Origin of the sequence: Pseudoflavonifractor phocaeensis (genome assembly GCF_038439875.1) — a bacterium.
GTDB lineage: Bacteria > Bacillota > Clostridia > Oscillospirales > Oscillospiraceae > Vermiculatibacterium.
Genome location: NZ_JBCDMT010000007.1, coordinates 186,485 through 212,121, shown reverse-complemented (window position 1 = coordinate 212,121; position 25,637 = coordinate 186,485). Strand labels below are relative to the sequence as shown.

The 25,637-nt window shown below is 64.2% G+C and carries 23 protein-coding genes; 16 read left to right on the top strand and 7 right to left on the bottom strand.

The features are described 5' to 3' along the window. Window positions 1–33 precede the first annotated feature (33 nt). A complete protein-coding gene (locus AAEU42_RS14180; RefSeq protein ID WP_342234224.1) occupies window positions 34–1,158 on the top strand; it encodes a LuxE/PaaK family acyltransferase in 1,125 nt (374 codons plus the stop codon). Then, window positions 1,155–2,420, top strand: a complete 1,266-nt coding sequence (locus AAEU42_RS14175; RefSeq protein ID WP_342234223.1) for an acyl-CoA reductase — start codon at window positions 1,155–1,157, stop codon at window positions 2,418–2,420. Before AAEU42_RS14180 ends, AAEU42_RS14175 begins: the two co-directional genes overlap by 4 nt. A gap of 72 nt (window positions 2,421–2,492) precedes the next feature. Here the strand turns inward: AAEU42_RS14175 and AAEU42_RS14170 are convergent, their stop codons facing one another. From AAEU42_RS14170 to AAEU42_RS14150, 5 genes are all read right to left on the bottom strand, one after another. Further along, a complete protein-coding gene (locus AAEU42_RS14170) occupies window positions 2,493–3,425 on the bottom strand; it encodes a TIGR03943 family putative permease subunit (RefSeq protein ID WP_342234222.1) in 933 nt (310 codons plus the stop codon). Window positions 3,426–3,442: 17 nt separating this feature from the next. Beyond that, window positions 3,443–4,489 (bottom strand): CobW family GTP-binding protein, encoded by a 1,047-nt coding sequence (locus AAEU42_RS14165; RefSeq protein ID WP_342234221.1) that lies wholly within the window; start codon window positions 4,487–4,489, stop codon window positions 3,443–3,445. A gap of 146 nt (window positions 4,490–4,635) precedes the next feature. Continuing rightward, window positions 4,636–5,253, bottom strand: coding sequence for a TatD family nuclease-associated radical SAM protein (locus AAEU42_RS14160; protein ID WP_342234220.1), 618 nt, complete (start codon window positions 5,251–5,253; stop codon window positions 4,636–4,638). Continuing rightward, the gene (locus tag AAEU42_RS14155; protein WP_342234219.1) at window positions 5,250–6,062 is read right to left on the bottom strand and encodes a TatD family hydrolase; all 813 of its coding nucleotides are present in this window, start codon (window positions 6,060–6,062) and stop codon (window positions 5,250–5,252) included. Before AAEU42_RS14155 ends, AAEU42_RS14160 begins: the two co-directional genes overlap by 4 nt. A gap of 513 nt (window positions 6,063–6,575) precedes the next feature. Next, on the bottom strand, window positions 6,576–7,085 hold the full coding sequence (locus AAEU42_RS14150) for a TIGR04002 family protein (protein WP_342234218.1): 510 nt from the start codon (window positions 7,083–7,085) through the stop codon (window positions 6,576–6,578). Window positions 7,086–7,198: 113 nt separating this feature from the next. Between AAEU42_RS14150 and pdxR the strand changes: the two genes are divergently transcribed. From pdxR to AAEU42_RS14120, 6 genes are all read left to right on the top strand, one after another. Further along, entirely contained in the window at window positions 7,199–8,560 is a 1,362-nt protein-coding gene (gene pdxR / locus AAEU42_RS14145; protein WP_342234217.1) for a MocR-like pyridoxine biosynthesis transcription factor PdxR, read from the top strand. Between the two features lie 87 nt (window positions 8,561–8,647). After that, window positions 8,648–9,904, top strand: coding sequence for a putative DNA modification/repair radical SAM protein (locus tag AAEU42_RS14140; protein ID WP_342234216.1), 1,257 nt, complete (start codon window positions 8,648–8,650; stop codon window positions 9,902–9,904). 674 nt (window positions 9,905–10,578) lie between these two features. After that, entirely contained in the window at window positions 10,579–11,352 is a 774-nt protein-coding gene (locus AAEU42_RS14135) for a TIGR03915 family putative DNA repair protein (protein WP_342234215.1), read from the top strand. Continuing rightward, window positions 11,349–12,041: an anaerobic ribonucleoside-triphosphate reductase activating protein gene (locus AAEU42_RS14130; RefSeq protein WP_342234214.1), complete on the top strand. Its 693-nt coding sequence runs from the start codon at window positions 11,349–11,351 to the stop codon at window positions 12,039–12,041. The genes AAEU42_RS14135 and AAEU42_RS14130 overlap by 4 nt, the downstream gene beginning before the upstream one ends. A 122-nt stretch (window positions 12,042–12,163) precedes the next feature. Then, the gene (locus tag AAEU42_RS14125; protein WP_342234213.1) at window positions 12,164–14,548 is read left to right on the top strand and encodes a ribonucleoside triphosphate reductase; all 2,385 of its coding nucleotides are present in this window, start codon (window positions 12,164–12,166) and stop codon (window positions 14,546–14,548) included. Further along, window positions 14,541–15,449, top strand: coding sequence for an NAD(P)/FAD-dependent oxidoreductase (locus AAEU42_RS14120; RefSeq protein WP_342234212.1), 909 nt, complete (start codon window positions 14,541–14,543; stop codon window positions 15,447–15,449). Before AAEU42_RS14125 ends, AAEU42_RS14120 begins: the two co-directional genes overlap by 8 nt. 161 nt (window positions 15,450–15,610) lie before the next feature. Here the strand turns inward: AAEU42_RS14120 and AAEU42_RS14115 are convergent, their stop codons facing one another. Together AAEU42_RS14115 and AAEU42_RS14110 are read right to left on the bottom strand one after the other, a co-directional pair. After that, window positions 15,611–16,450 carry a zinc dependent phospholipase C family protein gene (locus AAEU42_RS14115; protein ID WP_342234211.1) on the bottom strand — a complete coding sequence of 280 codons (840 nt, stop codon included), beginning with the start codon at window positions 16,448–16,450 and terminating at the stop codon, window positions 15,611–15,613. Window positions 16,451–16,719: 269 nt separating this feature from the next. After that, window positions 16,720–16,905, bottom strand: coding sequence for a hypothetical protein (locus AAEU42_RS14110; protein WP_342234210.1), 186 nt, complete (start codon window positions 16,903–16,905; stop codon window positions 16,720–16,722). Between the two features lie 177 nt (window positions 16,906–17,082). Here AAEU42_RS14110 and AAEU42_RS14105 point away from each other — a divergent pair, with 177 nt between their 5' ends. The 8 genes from AAEU42_RS14105 (at window position 17,083) to aroB (ending at window position 25,261) form a co-directional block, all read left to right on the top strand. Next, window positions 17,083–17,433: an Asp23/Gls24 family envelope stress response protein gene (locus tag AAEU42_RS14105; protein WP_342234209.1), complete on the top strand. Its 351-nt coding sequence runs from the start codon at window positions 17,083–17,085 to the stop codon at window positions 17,431–17,433. Between the two features lie 19 nt (window positions 17,434–17,452). Further along, complete coding sequence (locus AAEU42_RS14100) at window positions 17,453–19,126, top strand: DAK2 domain-containing protein (RefSeq protein WP_342234208.1); 1,674 nt, start codon at window positions 17,453–17,455, stop codon at window positions 19,124–19,126. Between the two features lie 60 nt (window positions 19,127–19,186). Next, the gene (locus AAEU42_RS14095) at window positions 19,187–19,483 is read left to right on the top strand and encodes a hypothetical protein (RefSeq protein WP_342234207.1); all 297 of its coding nucleotides are present in this window, start codon (window positions 19,187–19,189) and stop codon (window positions 19,481–19,483) included. Between the two features lie 69 nt (window positions 19,484–19,552). Further along, window positions 19,553–20,398 (top strand): patatin-like phospholipase family protein, encoded by an 846-nt coding sequence (locus AAEU42_RS14090; protein WP_342234206.1) that lies wholly within the window; start codon window positions 19,553–19,555, stop codon window positions 20,396–20,398. 2 nt (window positions 20,399–20,400) lie between these two features. Next, on the top strand, window positions 20,401–20,613 hold the full coding sequence (locus AAEU42_RS14085) for a DUF4177 domain-containing protein (protein WP_342234205.1): 213 nt from the start codon (window positions 20,401–20,403) through the stop codon (window positions 20,611–20,613). 59 nt (window positions 20,614–20,672) lie between these two features. Further along, entirely contained in the window at window positions 20,673–22,112 is a 1,440-nt protein-coding gene (proS, locus tag AAEU42_RS14080) for a proline--tRNA ligase (RefSeq protein ID WP_342234204.1), read from the top strand. 1,016 nt (window positions 22,113–23,128) lie between these two features. Continuing rightward, window positions 23,129–24,148 (top strand): 3-deoxy-7-phosphoheptulonate synthase, encoded by a 1,020-nt coding sequence (gene aroF / locus AAEU42_RS14075; RefSeq protein ID WP_342234203.1) that lies wholly within the window; start codon window positions 23,129–23,131, stop codon window positions 24,146–24,148. Between the two features lie 51 nt (window positions 24,149–24,199). Continuing rightward, the gene (gene aroB, locus AAEU42_RS14070) at window positions 24,200–25,261 is read left to right on the top strand and encodes a 3-dehydroquinate synthase (RefSeq protein ID WP_342234202.1); all 1,062 of its coding nucleotides are present in this window, start codon (window positions 24,200–24,202) and stop codon (window positions 25,259–25,261) included. Window positions 25,262–25,637: the final 376 nt, after the last annotated feature.

Below are 25,637 nucleotides of genomic sequence, written 5' to 3'. Positions count from 1 at the left end.
TCGGGCTATGATAGAAGAAAAGGAGGCGGTATGATGCCCAGCAGACAGGCCCTTTTCTGGCACCGGGACCCCTACGATTTGGCCGGGACCGACGCCCTCTTTCTCCGGGCGGCGGCGGACAACTGCGCCTATCACATCCGCCACTGCCCCGGCTACGCAGCCATCTGCGCCCACCTGGGCTTCTGCCCGGATGAGCTGCGGAGCATGGACGACCTGGAAAAAATTCCCGTCCTGCCCACCCTCTTTTTCAAGCGCAAGGCCCTCTTCTCCATGCCGCAATGGCGCATGGCCATGCGTGTCACCTCCTCGGGCACCAGCGGGCGGTTCAGCCAGATCGGCTTCGACTGGGGCTGCATCCTGGCCGAGGTCCCCATGGTCCTGGGGCTGGGCGGACGGCACCACCTGGTGTCCCCAAAGCCCGCCAACTACGTGGTGCTGGGCTACCAGCCGGACAAGTCCAACCACACCGGCGTCACCCGCACCATGTACGGTCTGACCTGGTTCGCCCCGCCCCTGCGGCGGACCTACGCCCTCAAGATGACGGACGGGGGCTACGTCCCCGACCTGGACGGCGTGGCCGCCGCCCTGGCCCGGTATGCCGCCTCGCCCCTCCCCACCCGCATCATCGGCTTCCCCTCCTACCTCTGGTTCGGCCTGAAGCGGATGGAGGAGCTGGGCCTCTCCGTCAAGCTGCGCCCCGGCTCCCGCATCATCCTGGCGGGGGGCTGGAAACAGCACTACGCCCAGCAGGTGGAAAAGCCGGTGCTCTACGCCCTGGCCCGTCGGGTGCTGGGCATCCCGGAGGAGAACATCAACGAGCTCTTCGGGGCGGTGGAGCACCCCATTTTCTATAACGCCTGCCAGCGCCACCACTTCCATATCCCCATCTACGGCCGGGTCCTCATCCGGGACCCGGACACCCTGGAGCCTCTCCCCATGGGGCGGGTGGGACTTGTGAACCTCATCTCCCCGCTGATGACCGCCACCCCCACCCTCAGCGTCATGACCGACGACCTGGGCTATCTCACCCCGGGGGAGGACTGCGGCTGCGGCATCGCCTCGCCCTACCTGACCATCCTGGGCCGGGTGGGCATGGCCGACATCCAGACCTGCGCCGCCGGGGCCTCGGAGCTGCTGGGAAAGGGGGAGATGGGATGATATTCGCCAAGGGAAAGCTTCTCCCGGACAGCGACCGGGCCAAGGTCCTGGCGGGGCTGGAAACGGAGATCAACGCCACCCGCATGTCCAGGACCCTTCTGCCGGAAACGGTGCTCTCCGCCGTGGACGCCCTGGGCCGCCGCCTGCGCTCCGGGGAGCTGGACGCCTTGGCCGCCCAGGTCCTCCCCGCGGGGGAGCTGGCGGAGGTGAAGGCCCTCCTCTGCCGGGAGACCTTGGAGGAAAAGCTGGACGCCGAGCTGGGGCCGGACTTCCTCCGCCCCAGGGAATTTGCCCGGACCACCGCCCATATTCTGCCCCTGGGGACCCTCCTCCACGTGGCCCCCGGCAACCAGCTGGGCCTGGGGCTTTACAGCGTGGTGGAGGGCCTCCTCACCGGCAACGTGAACCTGCTGAAGCTGCCCCGGGCCGACAAGGGGGCCTCCCTGGCGGCCCTCTCCCTCCTGGCGGAGGAGGCCCCGGAGCTGGCGGACTTCCTCTACGCCTTCGACCTGCCCTCCAGCGAGACCGAGGATTTGAAAGCCCTGGCGGCCCTGGCCGACGGGGTGGTGACCTGGGGCGGGGAGGGGGCGGTCTCCGCCCTGCGGGAGCTGGCCCCGCCCGGGGCCAAGCTCATCGAGTGGGGCCACCGCCTCAGCTTCGCCTATGTCTCCGGCTATGCCGACAAGGACCGGGAGCTGGCGGGGCTGGCGGAGCACATCGTCGCCACAGGCCAGCGGCTTTGCTCCTCCTGCCAGGTGATTTTCCTGGATACGGAGGACCTCGGGGAAGTTTGCCGGTTCTGTACAGAATTTTTGCCCTGGCTGGAGCGGGCGGCGTCCGCCCGCACCGGCCCCGGGGCGGGGGCCCAGGCCACCCTGAGCGGCCGCACCGCCCTCCTGGAGCGCATCGTGGAGGGCCGCGCGGCGGGGGAGGCCCACTTCCCCGGCCGGGGCTGCTCGGTCACCGCCCGGCCCGACCGGGAGCTGGAGCTGTCCCCCATGGAGGGGAACGTGCTGGTGAAGGCCCTGCCCCGGGCGGAGCTGCTTCCCACCCTCCGGCGGCAGAAGGGGCGGCTCCAGACGGCGGGGCTCATCTGTGCCCCGGCGGAGCGGGAGGCCCTTACGGCCCTCCTGGCCCGGGCGGGGGTGACCCGGATCACCCGGGCGGGGGATATGTCCGCCTCCTTCCCCGGAGAGGGGCATGACGGGGAGTATTCTCTGCGGCGGTATATCCGTATTGTAGATGTGGAGAAAGAAAAATAGAGCCCTGGAACAGGAAAAAGCGCGCGCCGCGGAATGGGGGAACCATTCCGCGGCGCGCGCTTATTTATTTTGTTAAAAGGAGACGACCTCTTGCCGGGCCGGAGAACAGGGCCGGACGGTGAGGAGCTCCATAACGGGCCCCTTCCCCTGGTATGCGGGGTGTTCCTCCACCCCCATGCGGGCGGTGACCTCCATCCAGTCCCGGTCGTGGAAGGGGGCCAGAAGGGCCTCCCCCCTGGCCAGGAGGCCCAGGAAGGTCACGTCGTCGGCGCAGCAGACCATGGCGAAGCGGCCGGGGCAGGGGACGCCGCCGTAGCGCTGGGAGCGGGCCATCACCAGCTTGGCGTGGATGGTCTTGCCCGCGTAGCGCTCGGGGTGGTCCATCACATCCACGTAAAAGAATCCGAAGTCGTCGTCGGGGATCTCCACCGGGTCCTGGCTCAGGTCGAAGGGGCACTCGTCTCCGGTGAGATAGTCCTCGCTGGTGCCGTCCTCGTTTTCCAGATAAATGCTGGCCTGGCGGTTCACCATCCGCAGGTTCCGGGCCCGGAGGGCCTCCCGGAGCTGGGGGGTGCAGCGGTTGAAGATGAGAAGGTCGGCGTTGGTGATCTTCTCCATCATCAGCTGTCCCATGTTCTTTACATAGACCTCGAAGGTGGCGGCCTCCACCAGGGTCATGATCTGATAGAGGATCCAGTTTTCCGGCAGGACCTCCCGGTAGAGCCGCTCCAGGCTCCACATGCCGTTGTACTCGATCATCACCTGCTGGGGGCGGTACTTGCTCTGGCACTGTTCCAGAAAGGCCCGGTTCAGATCCGCCTCCGCCCCAACGTCCACCACGGTGACGTTGTCCAGGGCCCCGTGCTCGTATTCCTCCTCCCCCTCCTCACAGCGCAGGAGGAGGGTCCGCTCGGAGCGGGCGAAGCCGTCCTCCAGGGCGCCGTTGATGAAGGAGGTCTTTCCGGCGTCCAGAAAGCCGGTGATCAGATAGACAGGAATTTCCACGCTTGACCCCTTTCCGCTTACAGGCCGAAGAGCTCGGCCAGCTTGTCCTCCCGAAGCTCGGCGCCGATGACGCAAAGCCTGCCGGTGTAGTCCGGCTTTCCGGGGCGCAGGTCGTGCTCCTGGGGGACATAGTCGAACTCCAGCCAGCCCTCCTGGCCGGGGACGATGCCCTTGGCCCGGAGGATCTTGCCGCAGCCGCCCTCATCCAGGGCGGTGAGGATGGCCTCCAGCTCCTCCCGGGAGAAGCGCTTGGGGGTCTCCCGGCCCCAGCTGGAGAACACCTCGTCGGCGTGGTGGTGATGGTGGTGCTCGTGGTCGTGGTCATGACAGCCGCAGGTACACTCCGGGCCGTGGCCGTCCTCGTGGTCATGGTGGTGATGATGCTCGTGGCCCTCGTGGTCATGCGCGTGGTGGTGATGGTGTTCCGGCTCATGCTCCAGCGTCTCCAACAGCTGGTCGGCCAGGGAAGTCCCCTCCACGGCGGTGAGGATGGCCGTTCCGTCCAGCTCCTCCCAGGGGGTGGTGAGGATGGCGGCGCCGGGGTTCTTCTCCCGCAGAAGGGCCACGGCGGCCTCCAGCTTTTCCTGGGGGAGCTTTTGGGTCCGGGAGAGGATGATGGTCCCGGCGGTCTCCACCTGGTCGTTGTAGAACTCCCCGAAGTTTTTCATGTAGACTTTTACCTTGGAGGCGTCGGCCACGGTGACGAAGCTGTTGAGCTTCATCTCCGGGTCCCCGGCGGCGGTGTCCCGCACCGCGGCGATCACGTCGGAGAGCTTGCCCACCCCGGAGGGCTCGATGAGGATGCGGTCGGGGTGGAACTGGGCCTCCACGTCCTTCAGGGCCTTGCTGAAATCCCCCACCAGGGAGCAGCAGATGCAGCCGGAGGACATCTCGGAAATCTGGACCCCGGCCTCCTTCAGAAAGCCCCCGTCCACGCTGACCTCGCCGAACTCGTTTTCGATGAGCACCAGCTTTTCGCCGGAGAAGGCCTCGGCCAGTAGCTTTTTGATGAGCGTGGTCTTTCCGGCTCCCAGGAAGCCGGAGATGATGTCGATCTTGGTCATAGAAGTGTTTCCCTCGCTTTGCTGTTTTTTGAATATACCAACTATATCACGAAACGGAGAAAATGCAATCGGCGGAAGGGAAGATTCCCGCCGGAAAAAAGACCGGACCGGCGGAATCCCGCCGGTCCGGTCCGATGGTCTGATGGTCAGTCAGGGATATACTCCCGCACCCGCAGGGTGGCCCCCAGGCTCTCCGCCAAGGCACGGGCCCGGTCGATGTCCTCCGGGGTCTTGTCCTTGTCCACGATGGTCATCACCACCGAGGGGACGTACTGGGCCGACTTCCGGGTGAAGTCCAGCATGTCCGCCCACCCCAGCGCCCCGGTGGAGGGCTGGGTCACGGCGGTGTACTCCGCCTCGTCGGCACCGTTGAGGGAGATGGAAATGATATCCACCCGGCCCTGGAGCTCGGGGGTGATGTCCCGTCCCAGGATGCGGTTGGCGTGGCCGTTGGTGTTGAAGCGCACCGGGGGCAGCTTCACGCCCCGCTCCTTCAGGGTGTCGATGAGCCAGGCGTCGTCGTCCCAGCGGAACATGGGCTCGCCAAAGCCGCAGAACACCAGGTTTTTATACTGGCTCATGTCCCGCTTCAAGAGGTCTTCCAGGGCCTCTTCCCGGCTGGGCTCGTGCTCCAGCCACAAATCGTCGGCGTAGATGCTGCCCTTGTGGCCGTTGTGGCGCAGGCAGAAGACACAGGCGCAGTCGCACTTGTTGGTGAGGTTTACATAAAGTGAACCCTCGTACTCGTAGGAAATGGTCATCATAGGGGAGTGTCCTCCAATCCAAAAAATCGCAGTCCGTTTTGATATGTGGCCTCCGCCACAGCTTCCGGGGTCAGTCCCTTCACCTGGGCCACCGTCTCGGCCACCCGGTAGACATAACTCGAATCGCACCGCCGGCCCCGGAAGGGCTCGGGGGCCATGTAGGGGGAATCGGTCTCCAGCATGATACGCTCCAGGGGGACGGCGGCGATGACCTCCAGGGCCCGGCGGGCGTTTTTAAAGGTGACGCTGCCGGTAAAGGAGACGTGCCAGCCCAGCTTCACCACCGCCTTGGCGTCCTCGGCGGAGAGGGCGCAGCAGTGGAACACGCCCCGGGCCCCCGGGTGGGCGCGGACCAGGTCCACCGTGTCCTTGTGGGCGTCCCGGTCATGGACGATGGCGGGCAGGTTCAGCTCCTCGGCCAGGGAGAGCTGGGCGTCGAAGAAGTCCCGGGAGTTGGCCCGGGCCTCCGGGGTTTTCACCCAGTAGTAGTCGAGGCCGATCTCGCCCACGGCCACGCACTTGGGGTGGGCGGCCAGCCCGCGCACCTCGTCCAAATCGGCCAGGGAGGCCCCCTCCAGGTTTTCCGGGTGGAGCCCGGCGGCAAAATAGAGGAAGGGATATTGCTCCGCCAGGGCCAAACTTTGGCGGGAGCTTTCCAGGTCGCAGCCGGGGCAGACCACCCGCCGCACCCCCTTTGCGGGGAGAGCGGAGAGCACCGCGTCCCGGTCGGCATCGAAGGCGTCGTCGTAGTAGTGGGCGTGGGTATCGAACAGCTCCATGGGCATCACCTCGGCTTCAAGTAAGGACATGATACCCCGTTCCGGCGGAAAATGCAAGGGAGGGCCCTCTCAGTCCGGCAAAGCCGGACAGCTCATTGGCGAGAGGGGACTCCTTTTTTCATGCCGTTTGTTTGTCGGGTGGCGGCGGGTGGCTATCAGCTACCCGCCCCCGCCCCCTTAGCCTTCCCTTCGGGGGAAGGTGGCAGCCCGAAGGGCTGACGGATGAGGGGAACTGTGGAAAATACGAAAGGCTCTACTAGAAAGATAAGTTCCCCTCATCAGTCTGCTTCGCAGACAGCTTCCCCCAGGGGAAGCCTAATTTGCTCCTACTCAGGCGCGCCTATGAGTTGCAAACGCTGTCCGTACAGCAGGAGCCAGCGGCAGCGGCGCTAAGAGGAGTACGAGTTGACAGACGTGAGCGCTGGTCGTATAAACGCCACCACCCATAAATTTAGTTCGGCGCTTTTCTTTGGCATCCAAAACCGTTTCTTTTGGCAAGACAAAAGAAATGGGTTTGGGCCCCGCAGGGCGGCAACCCTGCGCTCACACCGCCAGCATCCGCTTTTTGAGGCCCACCCGGTCCACGCCGTAGGCCAGGACGGCAAAGACCAGGCCGCTGCCCACTGCCTGGACCAGGGTGCCCAGGAACTGAGGGAGGAAGGCGGCGGCGGTGCCGGTGAAGATCACGTTGGCCACGCCGTAGAGGGCGGGGGAGAGGAGCCCGGAGATAAAGATGGCCGCGATGTTCCGGCCGCAGAGGACCCGCTGGCTTTTGCTGGTGAAGGGCAGGCATACCAGGGCCTTGACGATGAGGGTGGGCAGGACCCACATAGGGGCGGTCAGCAGGTCGGCCAGCCCAGCCCCAACGGCCCCGGCGGCCATGGCCCAAGGGGCTGGCAGCAGGCAGGCGGCCAGATAGATGAGGGCGTCCCCCAGGTGGACGTAGCCCCCCGTGGGCAGGGGGATGTGGAGGATGTAGGCGGTGGTGACGGCGATGGCGGCGGCGAAGATGGCCGCCATGACCAGCTGGTGGAGCTTTTCATTTTCTCTCATTGGAAGGACCTCCTTGACGGTCAGGTTGGATTCTGGTACTATAATAACAAAAACTGGCCCTTTGGAAATATCCAGTTTCCAACTTTTTTAAAGGGCCAGATGGAGGGGTGGACATGACAGAACTGACCCCCAGTTTCCACGAGGATGCCCCGCTCTATGAGCAGCTCTACCGCTACATCGTCTCCCAGATCCGCTCCGGCGCCCTGGCCGAGGGGGAGAAGCTGCCCTCCAAGCGGCGGCTGGCGGAGCATCTGGGGGTGAGCCTCACCACCGTGGAGCGGTCCTACGGCCTGCTGACGGCGGAGGGCTATCTGGAAGCCGCCCCCCGCAGCGGCTACCGGGTGACCCCCGCCCTCACCATGATCCCCACCGAGCCGCCCCCGGCCCCTCCAGCTCAGGAGCGGCGGGAGACGCTGAACGACTGCTTTTCCACCTCGGCGGTGGACACCTCCGTGTTCCCCTACGCCACCTGGGCGAGGCTCTCCAAGGAGGCGGTCTACGAGAACCCGGAGCTGCTCCAGCGGGGGGACGGCCAGGGGGACTGGGCCCTCCGGGCCACCCTGGCGGGCTTCCTCCACCAGTACCGGGGGGTGAACTGCGCCCCGGAGCAGGTGGTGCTGGGGGCGGGGCTGGAGGCCCTCATGTGGGTCCTCATCCAACTGCTGCCCGACGCCGTGTTCGGCCTGGAGGACCCGGGCTACGCCTTCCTCCAACGGCTGCTGTCCAACCTCCGGCGGCCCTACGTCCCCGTGCCGGTGGACGGGCACGGCATGGACCCGGCGGCCCTCCGGGCGTCCGGGGCCGACGTGGCCTACGTCACCCCCTCCCACCAGTTCCCCCTGGGGGTGACCACCCCGGTGGGCCGCCGCTCCGACCTTCTGCGCTGGGCCTATGAGCGCCCCGGCCGCTACCTGATCGAGGACGACTACGATTCCGAGTTCCGCTATGCCTCCCGTCCAATCCCCGCCATGCAGGGATTGGACGAGGGACGGAAGGTGATCTACGTGGGCACCTTTTCCCGGACCCTGGCCCCCTCCATCCGGGTGGCCTACCTCATCCTGCCCCCCGCCCTGCTGGAGCGGTACCGGGCCAAGTTCGGCCACGCCGCCGCCACCGTCTCCCGCTTCGAGCAGGAGGCTCTGCGCCGTTTCCTGGCCGCGGGCAGTTACAGCCGCCACCTGCGGCGGGTGGGCAACCTCTACCGCCACCGGCGGGACGCCCTGGTGGCCCAGCTGGAGCCCTGGGGGGAGGTTCGGGGGGCGGACGCGGGGCTCCACCTCCTCTTCACCCTGCCGGGCCGGGAGGACCGGGAGCTGGCGGCCCTGGCCGGGGCGGCGGGCTACCGGGTCCGGGGCCTGAGCGAGTACTGCCTGCGGGCAATCCCCCGTCCCGGCACCCTGGTGCTGGGCTTCGCCGGACTTCCGGCGGAGGAGGCGCCCGGTGCTGCGGCGGATCTGAAAAAGGCCTTTTTGTAAAATATCCGGCCCTCCAGTTTTCTCCTCTTGACATATCGAACGCACGTACTATAATAAAAGTACAAACGTTCGAGAGGGGAACCCGGCATGGAAATGATGGACAAGCTGACCATCCTGGCTGACGCCGCCAAATATGACGCCGCCTGCACCTCCAGCGGGGTGGTCCGGGGGGGTGTGCGGGGGGGTATCGGAAACGCCACCAACTCCGGCTGCTGTCACACCTTTTCCGCCGACGGGCGGTGCGTGTCCCTGCTGAAGGTGCTGATGACCAACCACTGCTGCTACGACTGCGCCTACTGTGTCAACCGCCGCTCCAACGACGTGCCCCGGGCGGCCTTCACCCCCCGGGAGCTGGCGGAGCTCACCATCCAGTTCTACCGGCGCAACTATATCGAGGGGCTTTTCCTCTCCTCGGCGGTGCTGAAGGACCCGGACTTCACCACCGAGCGGATGATCGGGGCCCTGCGGCTGCTGCGGAGGGAGTACCATTTCAACGGCTACATCCACGCCAAGGCCATCCCCGGCGCCGACCCGGGGCTGACCTACGAGCTGGGCCTGCTGGCCGACCGGCTCAGCGTGAACATCGAGCTGCCCTCCGAGGCCTCCCTTCAAAAACTGGCCCCGGAGAAGAAAAAGTCCGCTATCCTGGCCCCCATGGCCCAGATCCGGGACGGAGCGGCCCAGTCCAGGCAGGAGTTGAAGCTCTACCGCCACGCCCCCCGCTTCGCCCCGGCGGGGCAGGCCACCCAGATGATTGTGGGGGCCACCCCGGAGACAGACCGCCACATCCTCTCCCTGACCCAGGGGCTCTATCAGAAATACCGGCTCAAGCGGGTGTTTTTCTCCGCCTATATGCCGGTGTCCGACAGCAAGCTGCTCCCCGCCCCGGCGGACTTCAAGCCGCCGCTGCTGCGGGAACACCGGCTCTACCAGGCGGACTGGCTGCTGCGGTTTTACCACTTCAAGGCGGAGGAGCTGCTGGACGAGGGCCACGAGAATTTCGACAACGCCCTGGACCCCAAATGCGACTGGGCCCTGCGGCACATGGAGCATTTTCCGGTGGAGGTGAACAAAGCCGACTACGAGACCCTTCTGCGGGTGCCGGGGCTTGGGGTGCGCAGCGCCCAGCGCATCGTCACCGCCCGGCGGTGCGGGCCGCTGACCTTCGAGGGGCTCAAGCGGCTGGGGGTGGTGCTGAAGCGTGCCCAGTACTTCCTCACCTGCGGGGGGCGGATGATGCCGGGGCTGCGGTGCTCGCCGGAGGGGGTGTACCGCCGGCTGGCGGGGCTGGAGCGGGAGGCCCTGCCCCAGGCCGGGTGGGAGCAGATGACGCTGTTTGAGTGAGGGTTCTCCCACCTTGGAAGGTGGGGAAATCATGGGGGGAGGTCTTTTCTGGAAAAGACCTCCCCCCAGACCCCCCAGAAAAGCACCAGGGGGAGAGAGTTCCGACTCTCTCTCCCCCTGGACCCCCTCTCTCAACGGCCAAAGGAGGGGAAACTGCAGTTTCCCCTCCTTTGGAAACCTCCCCAAGCTGTCCACAAGGGGGTGGAAAAACCCCGTCCCCTTACTCCGTAACGGGTCCGGGGTTCGGCGGGCCTTAGGCTTCCCCTGGGGGAAGCTGTCGAGCGAAGCGAGACTGATGAGGGGAACTTATCAGGTTGGCAGGGCCTTTGTTGTTATCCCCAGTTCCCCTCATCCGTCAGCCCTTCGGGCTGCCACCTTCCCCCGAGGGGAAGGCAAAGGACCAGGCTGTGTCAAGCACACATCAGCGGCCGAGCGGCGCAAGAGGGACCACGTGTCGAACAGACGCTCCCGTGCTTGTACCCCTATCGACGGGCAGTAGACCTTTTACTAAAGAGGGAATCTGCGGGCAAGTTAGCACCCGAGACTTTTCTTTGGGGGTCTGGGGGACATTTCTTTTCCTCGGGAAAAGAAATGTCCCCCAGAAGGCTGCACCTCCCGACGTGCAGCCATCCAACACCAAACACCCCTACCCACCCAACCAGAAAGGTGTTACAATGATACAAGTCTGTTACCGCTACGACGGCACCTTCCCCGGCTTCCTGACCTGCGTCTTTGAAGCCTACGCCAACCACGAACCGCCGGCGGCCTTCCTGTGCCAGTCCGACCCCACAGCCACCCTCTGGCCGGAGCGGGAAGTGGAGACCGACCGCCCCCACGCCCGGCGGGTCTATAAGGCCCTGGGGGAGAAGATCTCCCCCGAATTCCGCCACCTGGTGGAGCGGGCCTTCCTCACCTGCCTGCCGGAGCGGGAGCTGGCCCTCTACGGCCTGATCCGCCGGGGGCTGGACGGGGAGGGGGACCGGGTGCGGCGCGACCTGGCCGATCCCACCATGGCCAAGGTGACCCTGGCCCTTCAAAAGCTGGCCACCGAGGAGGACCATTTGAAGGGCTTCGTCCGCTTTTCCGACCTGGACGGGGTGCTGGTGGGGGAGATCGAGCCCAAGAACCGGGTCCTGCCCCTGCTGGCCCCCCACTTTGCCGCCCGCCTCAACGGGGAAAAGCTGGCCCTCTATGACCGCACCCACAAAGAGGCCTTCTTTTCCGCCAACTTCCAATGGCGCATCGTCCCGGTGGAGGATTTCCATATGGGCCCCGCCGGGGAGACCGAGCGGGCTTGGCGGGCCCTGTGGCGGAAGTTCTACGCCACCATCGCCATTGAGGGCCGAACCAACCCCAAGTGCCAGTCCGCCCACATGCCCAAGCGCTACCGGCATGTGATGACCGAATTTCAGAGCGACGACGAAAGAGAGAGGAAGTCCCTGCCATGAAGATCGAAGGCCTGCAAAACCTCACCCTGCTGGACTACCCCGGCCAGGTGGCCTGCACCCTGTTCACCGCCGGGTGCGATTTCCGCTGTCCCTTCTGCCACAACGCCTCCCTCGTTCTGCCCGGCCAGGCCCCGGAGGCCATTCCGGAGGAGGACTTTTTTGCCCTGCTGGAAAAACGGCGGGGGGTACTGGACGGGGTGTGCGTCACCGGAGGGGAGCCCACCCTCCAGCCCGACCTGCCGGACTTCCTGCGCCGGGTCAAGGCCCTGGGTTACGCCGTGAAGCTGGATACCAACGGCGGCCGGCCCCAGGTCCTCCGGGCCCTGGCGGAGGAGGGGCTTGTGGACTACGTGGCCATGGACATCAAAAACTGCCCGGACCGCTACGCCGAGACGGCGGGGGTCCCCGGCCTGGACCTGGCCCCCATCCGGGAGAGCGTGGAGTTCCTCATGAGGGGGGATTTACCCTTCGAGTTCCGCACCACCGTGGTCCGCCCCTTTCATGACGAGGGCTGCTTCCGTGCCATCGGGGCGTGGCTTGCGGGGGAAGAGCCCTATTTCCTCCAGCTCTTCCAGGATTCCGGCGACTTGATCGGCGGCGGCTTATCCGCCTTTGGTGAGGAAGAAATGAGGGGATTTCGCCAAATCCTGCTAAATTTCATCCCAAATACAGCCCTAAGGGGTATATAACAATATCTTGTGGCAAAAAGATTCAGCATAACCACATATTGACGAAACCGGGCTTGATGATATAATAAAAGAACTCGAGTTTAGAAAACATGAGAATGTGTAAAAGCAGGGGGAGCGTTACCATGTATCAGGTCATCAAGCGGGACGGCACGGTCGCCGACTTCGACATCGCCAAAATCTCGGCCGCCATCACCAAGGCCTTCGAGGCCCAGCTCAAGGAGTATCACCCCAGCGTCATCGATCTGCTGGCCCTCCGGGTCACCTCGGATTTCGAGGGGAAGATCAAGGACGGCAAAGTGGCGGTGGAGGATATCCAGGACAGCGTGGAGAAGGTCCTCAGCGAGGCGGGGTACGCCGACGTGGCCAAGGCTTATATCCTCTACCGCAAGCAGCGGGAGAAGATCCGCAACATGCGCTCCACCATGCTGGACTATAAGGCCGTCATGGACTCCTACGTGAAGGTCACCGACTGGCGGGTGAAAGAGAACTCCACCGTGACCTATTCGGTGGGGGGCCTTATCCTGTCCAACTCCGGGGCCATCACCGCCAACTACTGGCTCAGCGAGATCTACGACGACGAGGTTGCCGCCGCCCACCGGGCGGGGGACATCCACCTCCACGACCTGTCTATGCTCACCGGCTACTGTGCGGGCTGGAGCCTGAAGCAGCTGATCCAGGAGGGTCTGGGCGGCGTGCCCGGAAAGATCACCTCCTCCCCGGCCAAGCACCTGTCCTCCCTGTGCAACCAGATGGTCAACTTCCTGGGCATCATGCAGAACGAGTGGGCGGGAGCCCAGGCCTTCTCCTCCTTCGACACCTATCTGGCCCCCTTCGTCAAGGTGGACAACCTCTCCTATTACGAGGTCAAGAAGTGCGTCGAGTCCTTTATTTACGGTGTCAACACCCCGTCCCGGTGGGGCACTCAGGCCCCCTTCTCCAACATCACCCTGGACTGGACGGTGCCCAATGACCTGAAGAACCTGCCCGCCATCGTGGGGGGCAAAGAGATGCCCTTCACCTACGGCGACTGCAAAAAAGAGATGGACATGGTCAACAAGGCCTTTATTGAGACCATGATCGAGGGGGACGCCAACGGCCGGGGCTTCCAGTACCCCATCCCCACCTACTCCATCACCCGGGACTTCGACTGGTCGGAGACCGAGAACAACCGCCTCCTCTTCGAGATGACCGCCAAGTACGGCACCCCCTACTTCTCCAACTACATTAACTCCGACATGGAGCCCTCCGACGTGCGCTCCATGTGTTGCCGCCTGCGGCTGGACCTCAGAGAGCTGCGGAAGAAATCCGGCGGCTTCTTTGGCTCCGGCGAGTCCACCGGCAGCGTGGGCGTGGTCACCATCAATCTGCCCCGCATCGCCTACCTGGCCGCCGACGAAAAGGACTTCTACAAGCGACTGGACCGGATGATGGATATCGCCGCCCGGAGCCTGAAAACGAAGCGCACCGTCATCACCAAGCTCCTCCACGAGGGGCTCTACCCCTACACCAAGCACTACCTGGGCTCCTTTGACAACCACTTCTCCACCATCGGCCTCATCGGCATGAACGAAGTGGGCCTCAACGCCAAGTGGCTGAGGAAGGACCTGACCCACGCCGAGACCCAGCAGTTCGCCCAGGAGGTGCTGGACCACATGCGGGGCCGCCTGTCCGACTATCAGGAGGAGTACGGCGACCTCTACAACCTGGAGGCCACCCCCGCCGAGTCCACCACCTACCGCTTCGCCAAGCACGACGTGGAGAAGTACCCCGACATCATCACCGCCGCCGAGCCCGGCGGCACCCCCTATTACACCAACTCCTCCCACCTGCCGGTGGGCTATACCCAGGACATTTTCTCCGCCCTGGATGTCCAGGACGACCTCCAGACCCGGTATACCTCGGGCACTGTGTTCCACGCCTTCCTGGGGGAGAAGCTGCCCGACTGGAAGGCGGCGGCCGCCCTGGTGAAGAAGATCGCGGAGAACTACAAGCTGCCCTACTATACCCTCTCCCCCACCTACTCGGTGTGCAAGGACCACGGGTATCTGGCCGGGGAGCAGTACTCCTGCCCCCACTGCGGCCGGACCACCGAGGTTTACAGCCGCATCACCGGCTATTACCGCCCGGTGCAGAACTGGAACGACGGCAAGCTCCAGGAGTTCAAGGAGCGGAAGGTCTACGACATCGGCACCTCCAAGCTGACCCACTCCGGCCCGGTGAACGCCCCGGAGCAGGTCCAGACCAGCGCTCCCGCCGGGGAGGGCAGGGTGCTTTTGTTCACCACCAAGACCTGTCCCAACTGCCGTCTGGCGGTGTCCACCCTGGAGCGGGCGGGCATCGGCTTTGAGAAGGTGGACGCCGAGGAGCAGGCCGACCTGGCCCGGTCCTACGGCGTGATGCAGGCCCCCACGCTGGTGGTCACCACCCCCGACGGGCAGGTGGAGAAGATCGCCAACGCCTCCAACATCAAGGGCTTTGCCGAGCGCTGTTCCGCCGCCCATGTATGATCTGCTGATCGTTGGGGGCGGCACCGCCGGCCTCACCGCGGCGGTGTACGCCCGCAGGGCGGGAAAAAGTGTCCTGGTGCTGGAGGGCAGCGCTTTCGGCGGCCAGATCACCGCCTCCCCCCTGGTGGAAAACTGGCCGGGGACCAAGGCCGTCAGCGGCATCTCCTTTGCCGACGGCCTCATGGAGCAGGCTTTGGACCTGGGGATGGACGCTGAGCTGGAGCGGGTCACCGCCGCCCAGCGCACGGAGGGGGGATTTTCCCTCACCGCCGGCGGGCGGGAGTTTGAGGGGCGGACCCTCATCCTGGCCACCGGGGCCAAACACCGGAAGTTGGACCTGCCCCGGGAGGAGGAACTCTCCGGCCAGGGGGTTAGTTACTGCGCCGTCTGCGACGGGGCCTTCTTCGCCGGGCAGGATACCGCTGTGGCCGGCGGGGGCGACGCCGCCCTCCAGTCCGCCCTGTTTCTGTCGGGACTGTGCAGGCGGGTGTATCTCATCCACCGCCGGGACCAGTTCCGGGCGGAGCCCAGCCACGTCAGGGCCATGGAGGGGCGGGCCAACATCGTCCCTCTCCTCTCCCGCCGGGTGACCGGGCTGCGGGGAGAGGAGGCGCTCACCGGCCTGGAGCTGACGGACACCGCCACCGGTAAGACCGAGGAGCTGGCCGTCTCCAGCCTGTTTGTGGCTGTGGGACAGGAGCCGGACAACGGGGCCTTCGCCTCTCTGGTGGAGCTGGACGGGGCGGGGTACGTGAAGGCGGGGGAGGACTGCCGCACCAGTTGTCCCGGGGTGTTTGCCGCCGGGGACTGCCGGACCAAGACCCTCCGCCAGCTTACCACAGCCGCCGCCGACGGCTCTGTGGCCGCTGTGGCGGCCTGCGGATGGCTGGATCAGATTTGAAAAACAAGACCCCCTGCCCAGCGTGAGCTGGGCAGGGGGTCTTGCTGCGTTGGTCCGTCCTGTGTGACGCCCAGTATCCCGAAAGAGAAAGGCTTGAAAGAAAAAGCGGGGCCCATCCCGGCGGTAAGCCGCCGGGATGGGCCCCGAACCGTTTAAAAGCGTTACCGGGTGGCCGCTCTCCGACCCACCAGCTGCTGGTCGGTCTTCCACTGGCCGCCGAAGGGGCGGTCGTACCAGCCGTCCAGTCCGGTGCCCCGGGCCACGGCGGCAAAAAAGCGGCTGAGTTCCTGGGCGGTGGGAGAGACCTCCTCCTCCAGCAGGGCCAGGAGGGTCCGGGTGGTCTCGGTGTACACCGGATCGGGGGCGGGGGAGAGCACCGTCCCCCGGACCTTGGAAAACTTGTGGGATCTGCCTCCCGCCCAGTTGGCGAAGCGGTGGACCTTGGTCCCCGCCGCCCGGGTCTGAAGCCGGCTCACCCGGCGGAACAGCTGCAAGCCCTTTTCAAACTGGACCGGCTTGACCCCGGGGTAGACGGCGGCGGCTGTCTCATAGAAGGACGGGGGCAGGTCGGCGCTGGGCATGGGGGTCTCGTGAAGGGGGTCCACCCCGTCAGCCACCATCAGGGCCCGGTCCAGCTCCACCTCCATCCCGGCGTGGGACAGGCCCCAGCGGGCCACCTGCTCCTCCACGTAGTAGTGGCATCGGCTGTCCAGGGCAAAGTGGCACAGGAATCCGGCGGCATAGCCCCGGGCGTAGGGGAGGTCGTCCTCCACCGCCCGCCGCAGCCGCTCAGCCGCGGGGCGTACCGGTTGCTTGTGCATGGCGATTCCCGTGGCGCGGGCGTGATTGCGGGTCATGGGGTGGTAGAAGAACAGGGGGTCGGGACCATAGAGCCCCACGTCGAAGGCGGCCCGCTCCGCTTCCAGCTGGCTTCTCAGCACGGCGGGAAGCTGGGACAGGACCGCTCGGCCAAAGATCAAATGGGCGTAATAATTGGGCATAAAGTCACGTTCCTTTTGGAATTTCAAGGCCGCCGCTTGGCAAAGCGGAAAGAAAGAGACAAGGATATGGTTTTCAAAATTAGATTACCCTACTATTATAGCATCCCCCTGTCAAAAAGGGAAGGGGGAAAAGCGGCCCGTCGGGCTGTATTACTCCGCCCGTTCCGGCGGCAAAGGCACTCCCCGTTTCAAAATGAAAGGGAAGTGCCTTTGCCGGTTTTCCTTTATTTTACGCGCGCGGGTGCCGGGACGGCCCCTTTTGTCGGGCCTTACTCGTCCCAATCGGCGTAGTCGTCGTACTCGGAGGGGCGGCTGCAGCACCGGCAGCCCAGTTTTTCACCGATGGCGTGGACCCCCTCGGTGATTTTGTCCCAATAGGCGATGACGCAGCAGGCGGCAGCCGCCGCGGCCAGGCAGAATCCCACGATTTTCAGTACGAAGCGGGCAACTTTCATGTTCCCGTCGCCTCCTTTTCAGAGATGGTTGAGTCTAGTGTACACGGTTTTTGGAGAAATTACAATCGTTTGAAGCGACTTTTTCCCTTGTATTTTTGGCAAAAATAGAATACAATAGCACCACGATATAATCGAGTCACTATGAAAAAATGCGGGCTTGCGGAAAGGAAGGGTCTTATGAAGCTGCAAACGGAAAAGGGTGTCATCACCATCAGCAGCGACGTATTTACCAATATCACCGGCGCCGCCGCCACCAACTGCTACGGCGTCAAGGGCATGGCCATCCGCTCCACCACGGACGGGCTGGTGCATCTTCTGCGCCGGGAGTCCATGGCCAAGGGCGTGAAGGTGATCTACAACGACGACGCCACCATCTCCCTGGAGCTGCACATCATCGTGGACAATGGGGTCAACCTCATGGCGGTGAGCCGTTCCATCATGAGCGAAGTGCGCTATAACGTCAGCCGTGCCACAGGCGTGGAGGTCAAGAGCGTGGACGTATTCGTGGACTCCATGGTCATCGGCTGAAAGGAAGGTACCAGAAACAATGATAACTACCATTGACGGGGCGCTGTTTGCCAAAATGGTCATCCACGGCTCGGCCTGCATCAACGCCCAGAAACAGCAGATCAATGAGCTCAACGTCTTCCCGGTGCCCGACGGGGACACCGGCACCAACATGTCCATGACCATCGGCACCGCCGCCGAGGAGTTGAAAAAGAAGTCCCACGCCGGGGTGGGAGACGCCGCCATGGCCACCGCAAACGCCCTCCTCCGGGGGGCCCGGGGCAACTCCGGCGTCATCCTCTCCCTCCTCTTCCGGGGCTTTGCCAAGGCCGTGAAGGAGAAGGAGACCATCGACGGCCGGGATCTGGCCATCGCCCTGGATTTCGGCGTGGCCGCCGCCTATAAGGCGGTGATGAAGCCCGCCGAGGGCACCATCCTCACCGTCTCCCGCCTCTCCGCCGCCGCCGCGGCCGCCGCCGCACGGGAGGACTCCGGCGCCGAGCACGTGCTGGACGCCGCCATCCAGGCCGGATTGGTGGCTCTGGACGACACCATCAACCAAAACCCGGTGCTGAAGAAGGCCGGCGTGGTGGACTCCGGCGGCAAGGGCTTCCTGGTGATCCTCCAGGGGATGCTGGACGAGATGCGGGGGGAGGCCCTCCCCGAGGGCGCCGCCGCGGCCGAGACCAAGAAGCCCAAGACCGACTACGCCGCCATCGCCGCCGAGGAGATCACCTTCACCTTCGACACGGTATTCATCGTCCGCCGGACGGGCAACAAGGGCATTGAGCCCTTCCGGGCGTATCTGAACAGCATCGGCGACAGCCTGGTCATCGGCGAGAGCGACGACGCCTTCAAGGTCCACGTCCATACCGACATCCCCGGCGCGGCCCTCACGGAGGCCCAGAAGTACGGCACTCTGGAGCTGGCCAAGATCGAGAACATGCGCACCCAGGCCGAGGACCTCTCCGCCGGGAAGCACGTCCAGAGCACCGACGACCTGGAAGAGGAGGACGACCATCACCCCGCCGAGCGGAGGATCGCCCCGCCGGAGAAGAAGTACGGCGTGGTGGCCGTGGCCGCGGGCGAGGGCCTGGCCGCCGTGTTCCACGACTTGGGCGTGGACGGGGTCATCAGCGGCGGGCAGACCATGAACCCCGCCACCGAGGACATCCTCCGGCAGATCGACGCCACCCCCGCCGAGGTGGTTTTCGTCCTGCCCAACAACAAGAATATCATCATGGCCGCCCAGCAGTGCATCCCCTTGGCCGAGGGGAAACAGGTGGTGGTCCTGCCCAGCAAGACGGTCCCCCAGGGCATCTCCGCCCTCCTCATGATGGACCCGGAGGCCGGGGTGGAGGCCAACGAGGAGGCTATGACCGCCGCCATGGAGGGGGTCTCCACCGCGGAGGTGACCTACGCCGCCCGGGACTCCGATTTCGGCGGCTTCGCCATCAAGCACGGGGACTATATGACCCTTCTGAACGGACAACTCTTCGACACGGAGCGGAACCTGGACAAGATGCTCAAAAAGCTGGCCAAGGAGGACACTTACCAGCAGGCCGAGTTCATCAATATCTACTATGGCGAGGATGTGAAGCAGGGGGACGCGGAGAAGACGCTGAAGCTCTTCCACGCCGCCTGCCCCAAGGCGGAGATCACCCTCCTGGCCGGTGGCCAGCCGGTCTATTACTACATGATCTCTGCAGAGTGACAAAAAATCGTGAGGGGGGCCGAGAGGCCCCCTTTTCGAATTTCAAAGGGGAGAGATAAAATGGAGATCTTACCCAGTGAGTTTCCCGTTTTATTGACGCTGCTGTCCCGGAGGATGGGGGAAGGGGCGATGGGCCTGACCCCCATGCCGCCGGAGGGCATCATGGAGCGGATGCTCCAAAATGCCTCCACCCGGGAGGATCTGACGCTCTTTCGGGATCTGCTGCGGGCGGATTCGGAGGGGCGGTCCCGGGCGGCCGGGGAGGACCCGGCCGTTACCCAGGCGGTGGAGGCGCTGGACGGGATCTCCGCATCGCTCTTAAAGCGGGTCGAGCAGGCGTTGGAAGTCATGGAGTGAGGGACCCGGTCTCTCAGAAAACCGGATTTTTCATAGGAACAGAAAGGAGAGCGTATCGGTTTGCTTGGTATGATCGATGTGGGCGGCGGGATGCGGGGAGCATTCACCGCGGGGATCTACGACTACCTGATGGACCAGGGGGTCCAGCCCTTCGACTACTGCCTGGGCGTTTCGGCGGGCAGCGGGAACATGGTCACCTATCTGGCGGGTCAGCGGGGGCGAAACCTGCGCTTCTACCTGGACTACGCCTTCCGCTCCAAGTATATGTCCATGGGTAATTTTCTCCGCAAGGGCTCTTACATTGACCTGGACTATCCCTACACCGTTCTCTCAGCCCCCGGTGGGGAGGACCCGGTGGATCTGGCGGCCTTCAACGCCAGCGCGGCCCGGTATGAGGCGGTGGTCACCGACGCCGCCAGCGGCGAGCCGGTCTATTACGACAAAGCGGAGATGGCCGATGGGAACTTCGATGTCATCAAGGCCTCCTGCGCCGTCCCCGGCGTCTGTAAGCCTTATCCCGTAAAGGGCCGCCCCGGCTTTGACGGCGGCGTGGCCGACCCGGTGCCCTATCAGCACGCCCTGGACATGGGCTGTGACCGGCTGGTGGTGCTGCTGACCCGCCCGGCGGACTTTGTCCGCCCGCCCCTGGACCACCCCAGAGCCATGGAGCGGAGCCTCCGCCGCTGGCCTGGCACCTTCGCCGCCCTCAAGCGCCGCTATATCCGCTATAACCAGGACGTGGCGGCGGTGAAGAAGATGGAGAAGGAGGGAAGGGCCCTTTTGGTGGCCCCTTCCGATATTTCCGGCATGTCCACGCTGAAACGGGACAGGGCCGCCATCCAGCGGCTTTACGACATGGGCTACGGGGAAGGCCGGCGGGTCCTTTCCTTCGCCCTGGACGGAAAGGGGAAATAACTGTGGAACGTTACGAATACCAATTTATTGCCGTCCCCGCCCAGGGCGGGCTGAAGGTGAAGCCCGGCGACACCTTCGAGGCCTGCAAGGAGATCATCCAAACGAAAGCGGCGGAAGGCTGGCGGCTCAAGCAGGTGGTGACCCCCTTCAACGAGAAGATGGGGGTGGGCGGAGCGCTGGGCTACCAGCTTATCTTCGAGCGGCCCGCCCCTTGACTTTCCGGGCGTTCCCGCTTACAATAAAAACCAACTTTGGATAAAAGGATGGAGAGACAATGGCTCAGGACAAGAAGCAGGTGGAGCAGATCACCGACATGGAGGTGGACTTCGCCCAGTGGTTCACCGACGTCTGCCGCAAGGCGGAGCTCATCGACTATACCAGCGTGAAGGGCATGTTCATCTACCGCCCCTACGGCTACGCCATCTGGGAGAACATCCAGCACACCCTGGACGGGGAATTCAAAAAGACCGGGCACGAGAACGTGTACCTGCCCATGCTGATCCCCGAGAGCCTCCTCCAGAAGGAGAAGGACCACGTGGAGGGCTTCGCCCCCGAGTGCGCCTGGGTCACCATGGGCGGCGACGACAAGCTGGAGGACCGCATGTGTGTCCGCCCCACCTCGGAGACCCTGTTCTGCGAGCATTACGCCCACATCATCCACTCCTGGCGGGACCTCCCCAAGCTCTACAACCAGTGGTGCTCGGTCCTGCGCTGGGAGAAGACCTCCCGCCCCTTCCTCCGCCACCGGGAGTTCCTCTGGCAGGAGGGCCACACCATGCACGCCACTCCCGAGGAGGCCCGGGAGGAGACCATGCGGATGCTGAACATCTATGCCGACTTCTGCGAGAACGTGCTAGCCATGCCCGTGGTGAAGGGCCGCAAGACCGACAAGGAGAAGTTCAACGGTGCGGAGGAGACCTACACCGTGGAGTGCATGATGCACGACAAGAAGGCCCTCCAGGCCGGCACCTCCCACTACTTTGGCGACGGCTTCGCCAAGGCCTTCGATATAACCTTCACCGGCAGGGACAACCAGCCCCACTACCCCCACCAGACCTCCTGGGGCGTGTCCACCCGGCTCATCGGCGGCATCATCATGACCCACGGCGACAACAGCGGCCTGGTGCTGCCCCCCCGCATCGCCCCCACCCAGGTCATCGTCATCCCCGTGGCCCAGCACAAGGAGGGCGTCATCGAGGCCAACCGGGCCGTGATGGAGCGTCTGCAGAAGGCGGGCTTCCGGGTGAAGATGGACGACTCCGACCAGTCCCCCGGCTGGAAGTTTGCCGAGTACGAGATGAAGGGTGTGCCCCTGCGGCTGGAGCTGGGCCCCAAGGACATGGAGAAGAACCAGTGCGTCCTGGTCCGCCGGGACTCCGGCGAGAAGGCCTTCGTCTCCCTGGACAATATCGAGGAGACGGTGGGCCAAATGCTGGACGCCATCCACGACGGGCTGTACGCCCGGGCCCTCAAGAACCGGGAGGAGAACACCTACCCCTGCGCCACCCTGGCCGAGGTCAAGGAGAAGATGGCCGCCCAGGGCGGGTTCGCCAAGACCATGTGGTGCGGCGATTTGGAGTGCGAGCTCAAGATGAAGGAGGAGGCCGGGGTCACCTCCCGGTGCATCCCTCTGGAGCAGGAGCATTTGGGGGATACCTGCGCCTGCTGCGGGAAGAGCGCCAAGCACATGGTCTATTGGGGCGTGGCTTATTGAGTTTTAACGCACGTTTCAGCGTACGGGGAAGCGTGGGGGGCTATTCTTTCTGGAAAGAATAGCCCCCCACACCCCCCAAGAAAGCACTCGGGGGAGAGAGTTTCGACTCTCTCTCCCCCGAGACCCCCTCTCTCAACGACCAAAGGAGGGGGACTGCGGTCCCCCTCGCTTTGGAAACCTCCCCAAGCTGTCCACAAGAGCGTGGGAAAACCCCGGCGGCGCACTTCGTAGCGCCGCCGGGGTTCGTTTTTGTTTTTACCAAGGTATATAAAACCCTCCCACCCCGTAGGGGCGGATATTATCCGCCCGCCCCGCACCCTTAGCCTTCCCCCCCCGGGGAAGGTGGCAGCCCGAAGGGCTGACGGATGAGGGGAACTGCGGATATGGAAAAGGCTCTACCAAAATGATAAGTTCCCCTCATCAGTCTGCTTCGCAGACAGCTTCCCCCAGTGGAAGCCTATTTGACAAACTTCCACCCGCCCAGGCGCGCCAATGAGTTGCAAAGGCTGTCTGTACAGCAGGAGTCAGCGGCAGCGGCGCTAGGAGGAGACGGAGTTAACAGACGTGAGCGCCGGTCATTAGGAGTCACTACTTGTATATTTACTCGGCGCTTTTCTTTGGCATCCAAAACCGTTTCTTTTGGCAAGACAAAAGAAATGGGTTTGGGCCCCGCAGGGCCGCCCTGCTCCCCCGTCCCCGCCCCCGGGCGGGGACTTTCACCCCCCTAATAAACTTTCTATTGCCTTTTCCCCCCAACCGGAGTATAATAACCACAATCTTTCCAGAAGTGGGGCAGAAGCATGAACCGAACCACCCTCACAACTGCATCCTTTTTTACCTTTAGCTGGGCTCGATTTATGAGCGCCGGCTATTTTGCCATGGGTGAAAAAGGATGGACGAAATGAGCTTGTCCGGCTGACCGCCGGGCGAGAATACCCGTATACAAAAGGGGCTCATTGATGTTCATTCATCAATGGGTCCCTTTTTTGCCTTCAAATGAGAAAGGAAGATGTAAAATGGTAGTCGTTATGAAGCCGGGCACCCAGCAGCGGGAAATTGATAAATTGGTGGCCCAGTTCCAGCTCCAGGGCCTCCAGGTGGGCATCACCAACGGCGTGGGGTGCACCATCCTGGGCCTCGTCGGGGACACCACCGCCGTGGACATGGACAAAATCTCCATCAACGAGCACGTGGAGCGGGTCATGCGGGTCCAGGAGCCCTTCAAAAAGGCCAACCGCAAGTTCCACCCCGAGGACACCGTGGTCACGGTGGGGGACGCCAAAATCGGCGGCGGGAACTTCTCCGTCATCGCCGGCCCCTGCTCGGTGGAGAGCGAGGAGCAGATTGTCGCCGTGGCCGAGGACGTCCAGCGCTCCGGCGCGGCCCTGATGCGGGGCGGCGCCTTCAAGCCCCGCACCTCCCCCTACTCCTTCCAGGGCATGGGCACCGAGGGTCTGGATCTCCTGCTGAAGGCCAAGGCCGCCACGGGCATGCCCATCGTCACTGAAATCATGAGCCCCAAGTACTGCCAGCTCTTCGAGGACAAGGTGGACGTCATCCAGGTGGGGGCCCGGAACATGCAGAACTTCGACCTTTTGAAAGAGGTGGGTAAGCTCTCCAAGCCCGTTCTCCTGAAGCGGGGCCTCTCCAACAGCTACGAGGAGTGGATCATGTCCGCCGAGTACATCATGTCGGAGGGCAACGAGAACGTCATCCTCTGCGAGCGGGGCATCCGCACCTTTGAGACTTACACCCGCAACACCCTGGACGTCTCCGCCATCCCGGCGGTGAAGAAGATGAGCCACCTGCCGGTGATTGTGGACCCCTCCCACTCCGCCGGGATGTACTGGATGGTGGAGCCCCTGGCCCTGGCCGCCGTGGCGGCGGGGGCGGACGGCCTCATCATTGAGGTCCACAACGACCCGGCCAACGCCAAGTGCGATGGCCAGCAGTCCCTGACCCCGGAGCGCTTCGACAATCTGATGGGCAAGGTGTCCGCCCTGGTTGACCTGGTGGGCAAAACTCTGATAAAATAACGTAGGGGCGGATAGTATCCGCCCGTCACCCTCCAAAAAGGAAGTGTCCGCATGAAGACCCTCCGCGTCAGCTTACAGGAGCGCTCCTACGACATCCAAATCGCCCCCGGCCTCCTAACCTCCGCCGGCGATGCCATCCGTGCCGTTTGCCCCAGGGCCACCCGCCTCTTCGTGGTGACGGACTCCAACGTGGCCCCCCTCTACCTCTCCCGGCTGATCCCCGTCCTGGAGCGCTGCGGCTTTGAGACCGCCTGCCAGGAGCTCCCCGCCGGAGAGGCCTCCAAATCCGCCAAATGGCTCTCCGAGCTGTGGGAGGCCATGCTGGACTTCGGCCTTACCCGCACCGACGGGGTGGTGGCCCTGGGCGGCGGCGTGGTGGGGGACCTGGCGGGCTTCGCCGCCGCCACCGTCCTCCGAGGGGTGGACTTCATCCAGCTCCCCACCACCCTCCTGGCCCAGGTGGACTCCTCCGTGGGCGGCAAGGTGGCGGTGGACCTCCGGGCGGGGAAGAACCTGGCGGGGGCCTTCTGGCAGCCCCGGCTGGTGCTGATGGATACCGACACCCTCGCCACCCTCCCCGACGCCACCTTCTCCGACGGCATGGCGGAGGTCGTCAAATACGGCTGTATCTGGGACAAGTCCTTCTTCGATTTCCTGGCCGCCCGCCCCACCCGGGCCGCTCTCACGGCGGAAATTGAATCCATCCTGTATACCTGCTGTGAAATTAAACGCCAAGTAGTGGAATCCGACGAGCGGGACACCGGCAAGCGGATGCTCCTGAACTTCGGCCACACCCTGGGCCACGCCTACGAGCTGGCGGGAAATTATGAAAAATGGACCCACGGCCAGGCGGTGGCGGCGGGCATGGTGGCCGCCGCCCGCCTTGGCGTGACGCTGGGCGTCACGCCCGCGGACGTCCCCGCTGAGCTGGAAGCCGTCCTCGCCGCCCTGGACCTCCCCACCGCCATCCCCTGCGACAGGGCGACCTACGCCGCCGCCATCGGCCGGGACAAAAAGGGTGTGGGGGAGGACATCTCCCTCATCCTCCTGGAGTCCCTGGGCCATGGGGTGATCCGCAAGCTTCCCAAGGCGGAGCTGTTGGAGTTGCTTTAACAGTGTTTCCCGCCCCAGGCGGGAAGGAATGGCAGGGCGGCCCTGCGGGGCCAAAACCCATCTCTTTTTTCGTGAAAAAAACGGTTTTTGATACCAAAGAAAAAAGCCAAAACTAAATGTATGGCTGGTTCTTCTGTATGACCGGCGCTCCCTTGGCCGACCCATGTTTTTCTTAGCGACGAGTGGCACTGCACTGACGACTTTTGCAACTCATCGGCGCGCCTGGGCCCGGAAAGTTTGTCAAATAGGCTTCCCCTGGGGGAAGCTGTCGAGCGCAGCGAGACTGATGAGGGGAGCTTGTCGTTTCGCAAGGCCTTTCCCATGTCCGCAGATCCCCTCATCCGGCAGCGGCTTCGCCGCTGCCACCTTCCCCCTG

Coding starts and splice junctions, on each gene's coding strand:
- AAEU42_RS14180 (WP_342234224.1), top strand. CDS start 34: ATGCCCAGCAGACAGGCCCTTTTCTGGCACCGGGACCCCTACGATTTG.
- AAEU42_RS14175 (WP_342234223.1), top strand. CDS start 1,155: ATGATATTCGCCAAGGGAAAGCTTCTCCCGGACAGCGACCGGGCCAAG.
- AAEU42_RS14165 (WP_342234221.1), bottom strand. CDS start 4,489: ATGACCAAGATCGACATCATCTCCGGCTTCCTGGGAGCCGGAAAGACC.
- AAEU42_RS14160 (WP_342234220.1), bottom strand. CDS start 5,253: ATGATGACCATTTCCTACGAGTACGAGGGTTCACTTTATGTAAACCTC.
- AAEU42_RS14155 (WP_342234219.1), bottom strand. CDS start 6,062: ATGTCCTTACTTGAAGCCGAGGTGATGCCCATGGAGCTGTTCGATACC.
- AAEU42_RS14150 (WP_342234218.1), bottom strand. CDS start 7,085: ATGAGAGAAAATGAAAAGCTCCACCAGCTGGTCATGGCGGCCATCTTC.
- pdxR (WP_342234217.1), top strand. CDS start 7,199: ATGACAGAACTGACCCCCAGTTTCCACGAGGATGCCCCGCTCTATGAG.
- AAEU42_RS14140 (WP_342234216.1), top strand. CDS start 8,648: ATGGAAATGATGGACAAGCTGACCATCCTGGCTGACGCCGCCAAATAT.
- AAEU42_RS14135 (WP_342234215.1), top strand. CDS start 10,579: ATGATACAAGTCTGTTACCGCTACGACGGCACCTTCCCCGGCTTCCTG.
- AAEU42_RS14130 (WP_342234214.1), top strand. CDS start 11,349: ATGAAGATCGAAGGCCTGCAAAACCTCACCCTGCTGGACTACCCCGGC.
- AAEU42_RS14125 (WP_342234213.1), top strand. CDS start 12,164: ATGTATCAGGTCATCAAGCGGGACGGCACGGTCGCCGACTTCGACATC.
- AAEU42_RS14120 (WP_342234212.1), top strand. CDS start 14,541: ATGTATGATCTGCTGATCGTTGGGGGCGGCACCGCCGGCCTCACCGCG.
- AAEU42_RS14115 (WP_342234211.1), bottom strand. CDS start 16,450: ATGCCCAATTATTACGCCCATTTGATCTTTGGCCGAGCGGTCCTGTCC.
- AAEU42_RS14110 (WP_342234210.1), bottom strand. CDS start 16,905: ATGAAAGTTGCCCGCTTCGTACTGAAAATCGTGGGATTCTGCCTGGCC.
- AAEU42_RS14105 (WP_342234209.1), top strand. CDS start 17,083: ATGAAGCTGCAAACGGAAAAGGGTGTCATCACCATCAGCAGCGACGTA.
- AAEU42_RS14100 (WP_342234208.1), top strand. CDS start 17,453: ATGATAACTACCATTGACGGGGCGCTGTTTGCCAAAATGGTCATCCAC.
- AAEU42_RS14095 (WP_342234207.1), top strand. CDS start 19,187: ATGGAGATCTTACCCAGTGAGTTTCCCGTTTTATTGACGCTGCTGTCC.
- AAEU42_RS14090 (WP_342234206.1), top strand. CDS start 19,553: ATGATCGATGTGGGCGGCGGGATGCGGGGAGCATTCACCGCGGGGATC.
- proS (WP_342234204.1), top strand. CDS start 20,673: ATGGCTCAGGACAAGAAGCAGGTGGAGCAGATCACCGACATGGAGGTG.
- aroF (WP_342234203.1), top strand. CDS start 23,129: ATGGTAGTCGTTATGAAGCCGGGCACCCAGCAGCGGGAAATTGATAAA.
- aroB (WP_342234202.1), top strand. CDS start 24,200: ATGAAGACCCTCCGCGTCAGCTTACAGGAGCGCTCCTACGACATCCAA.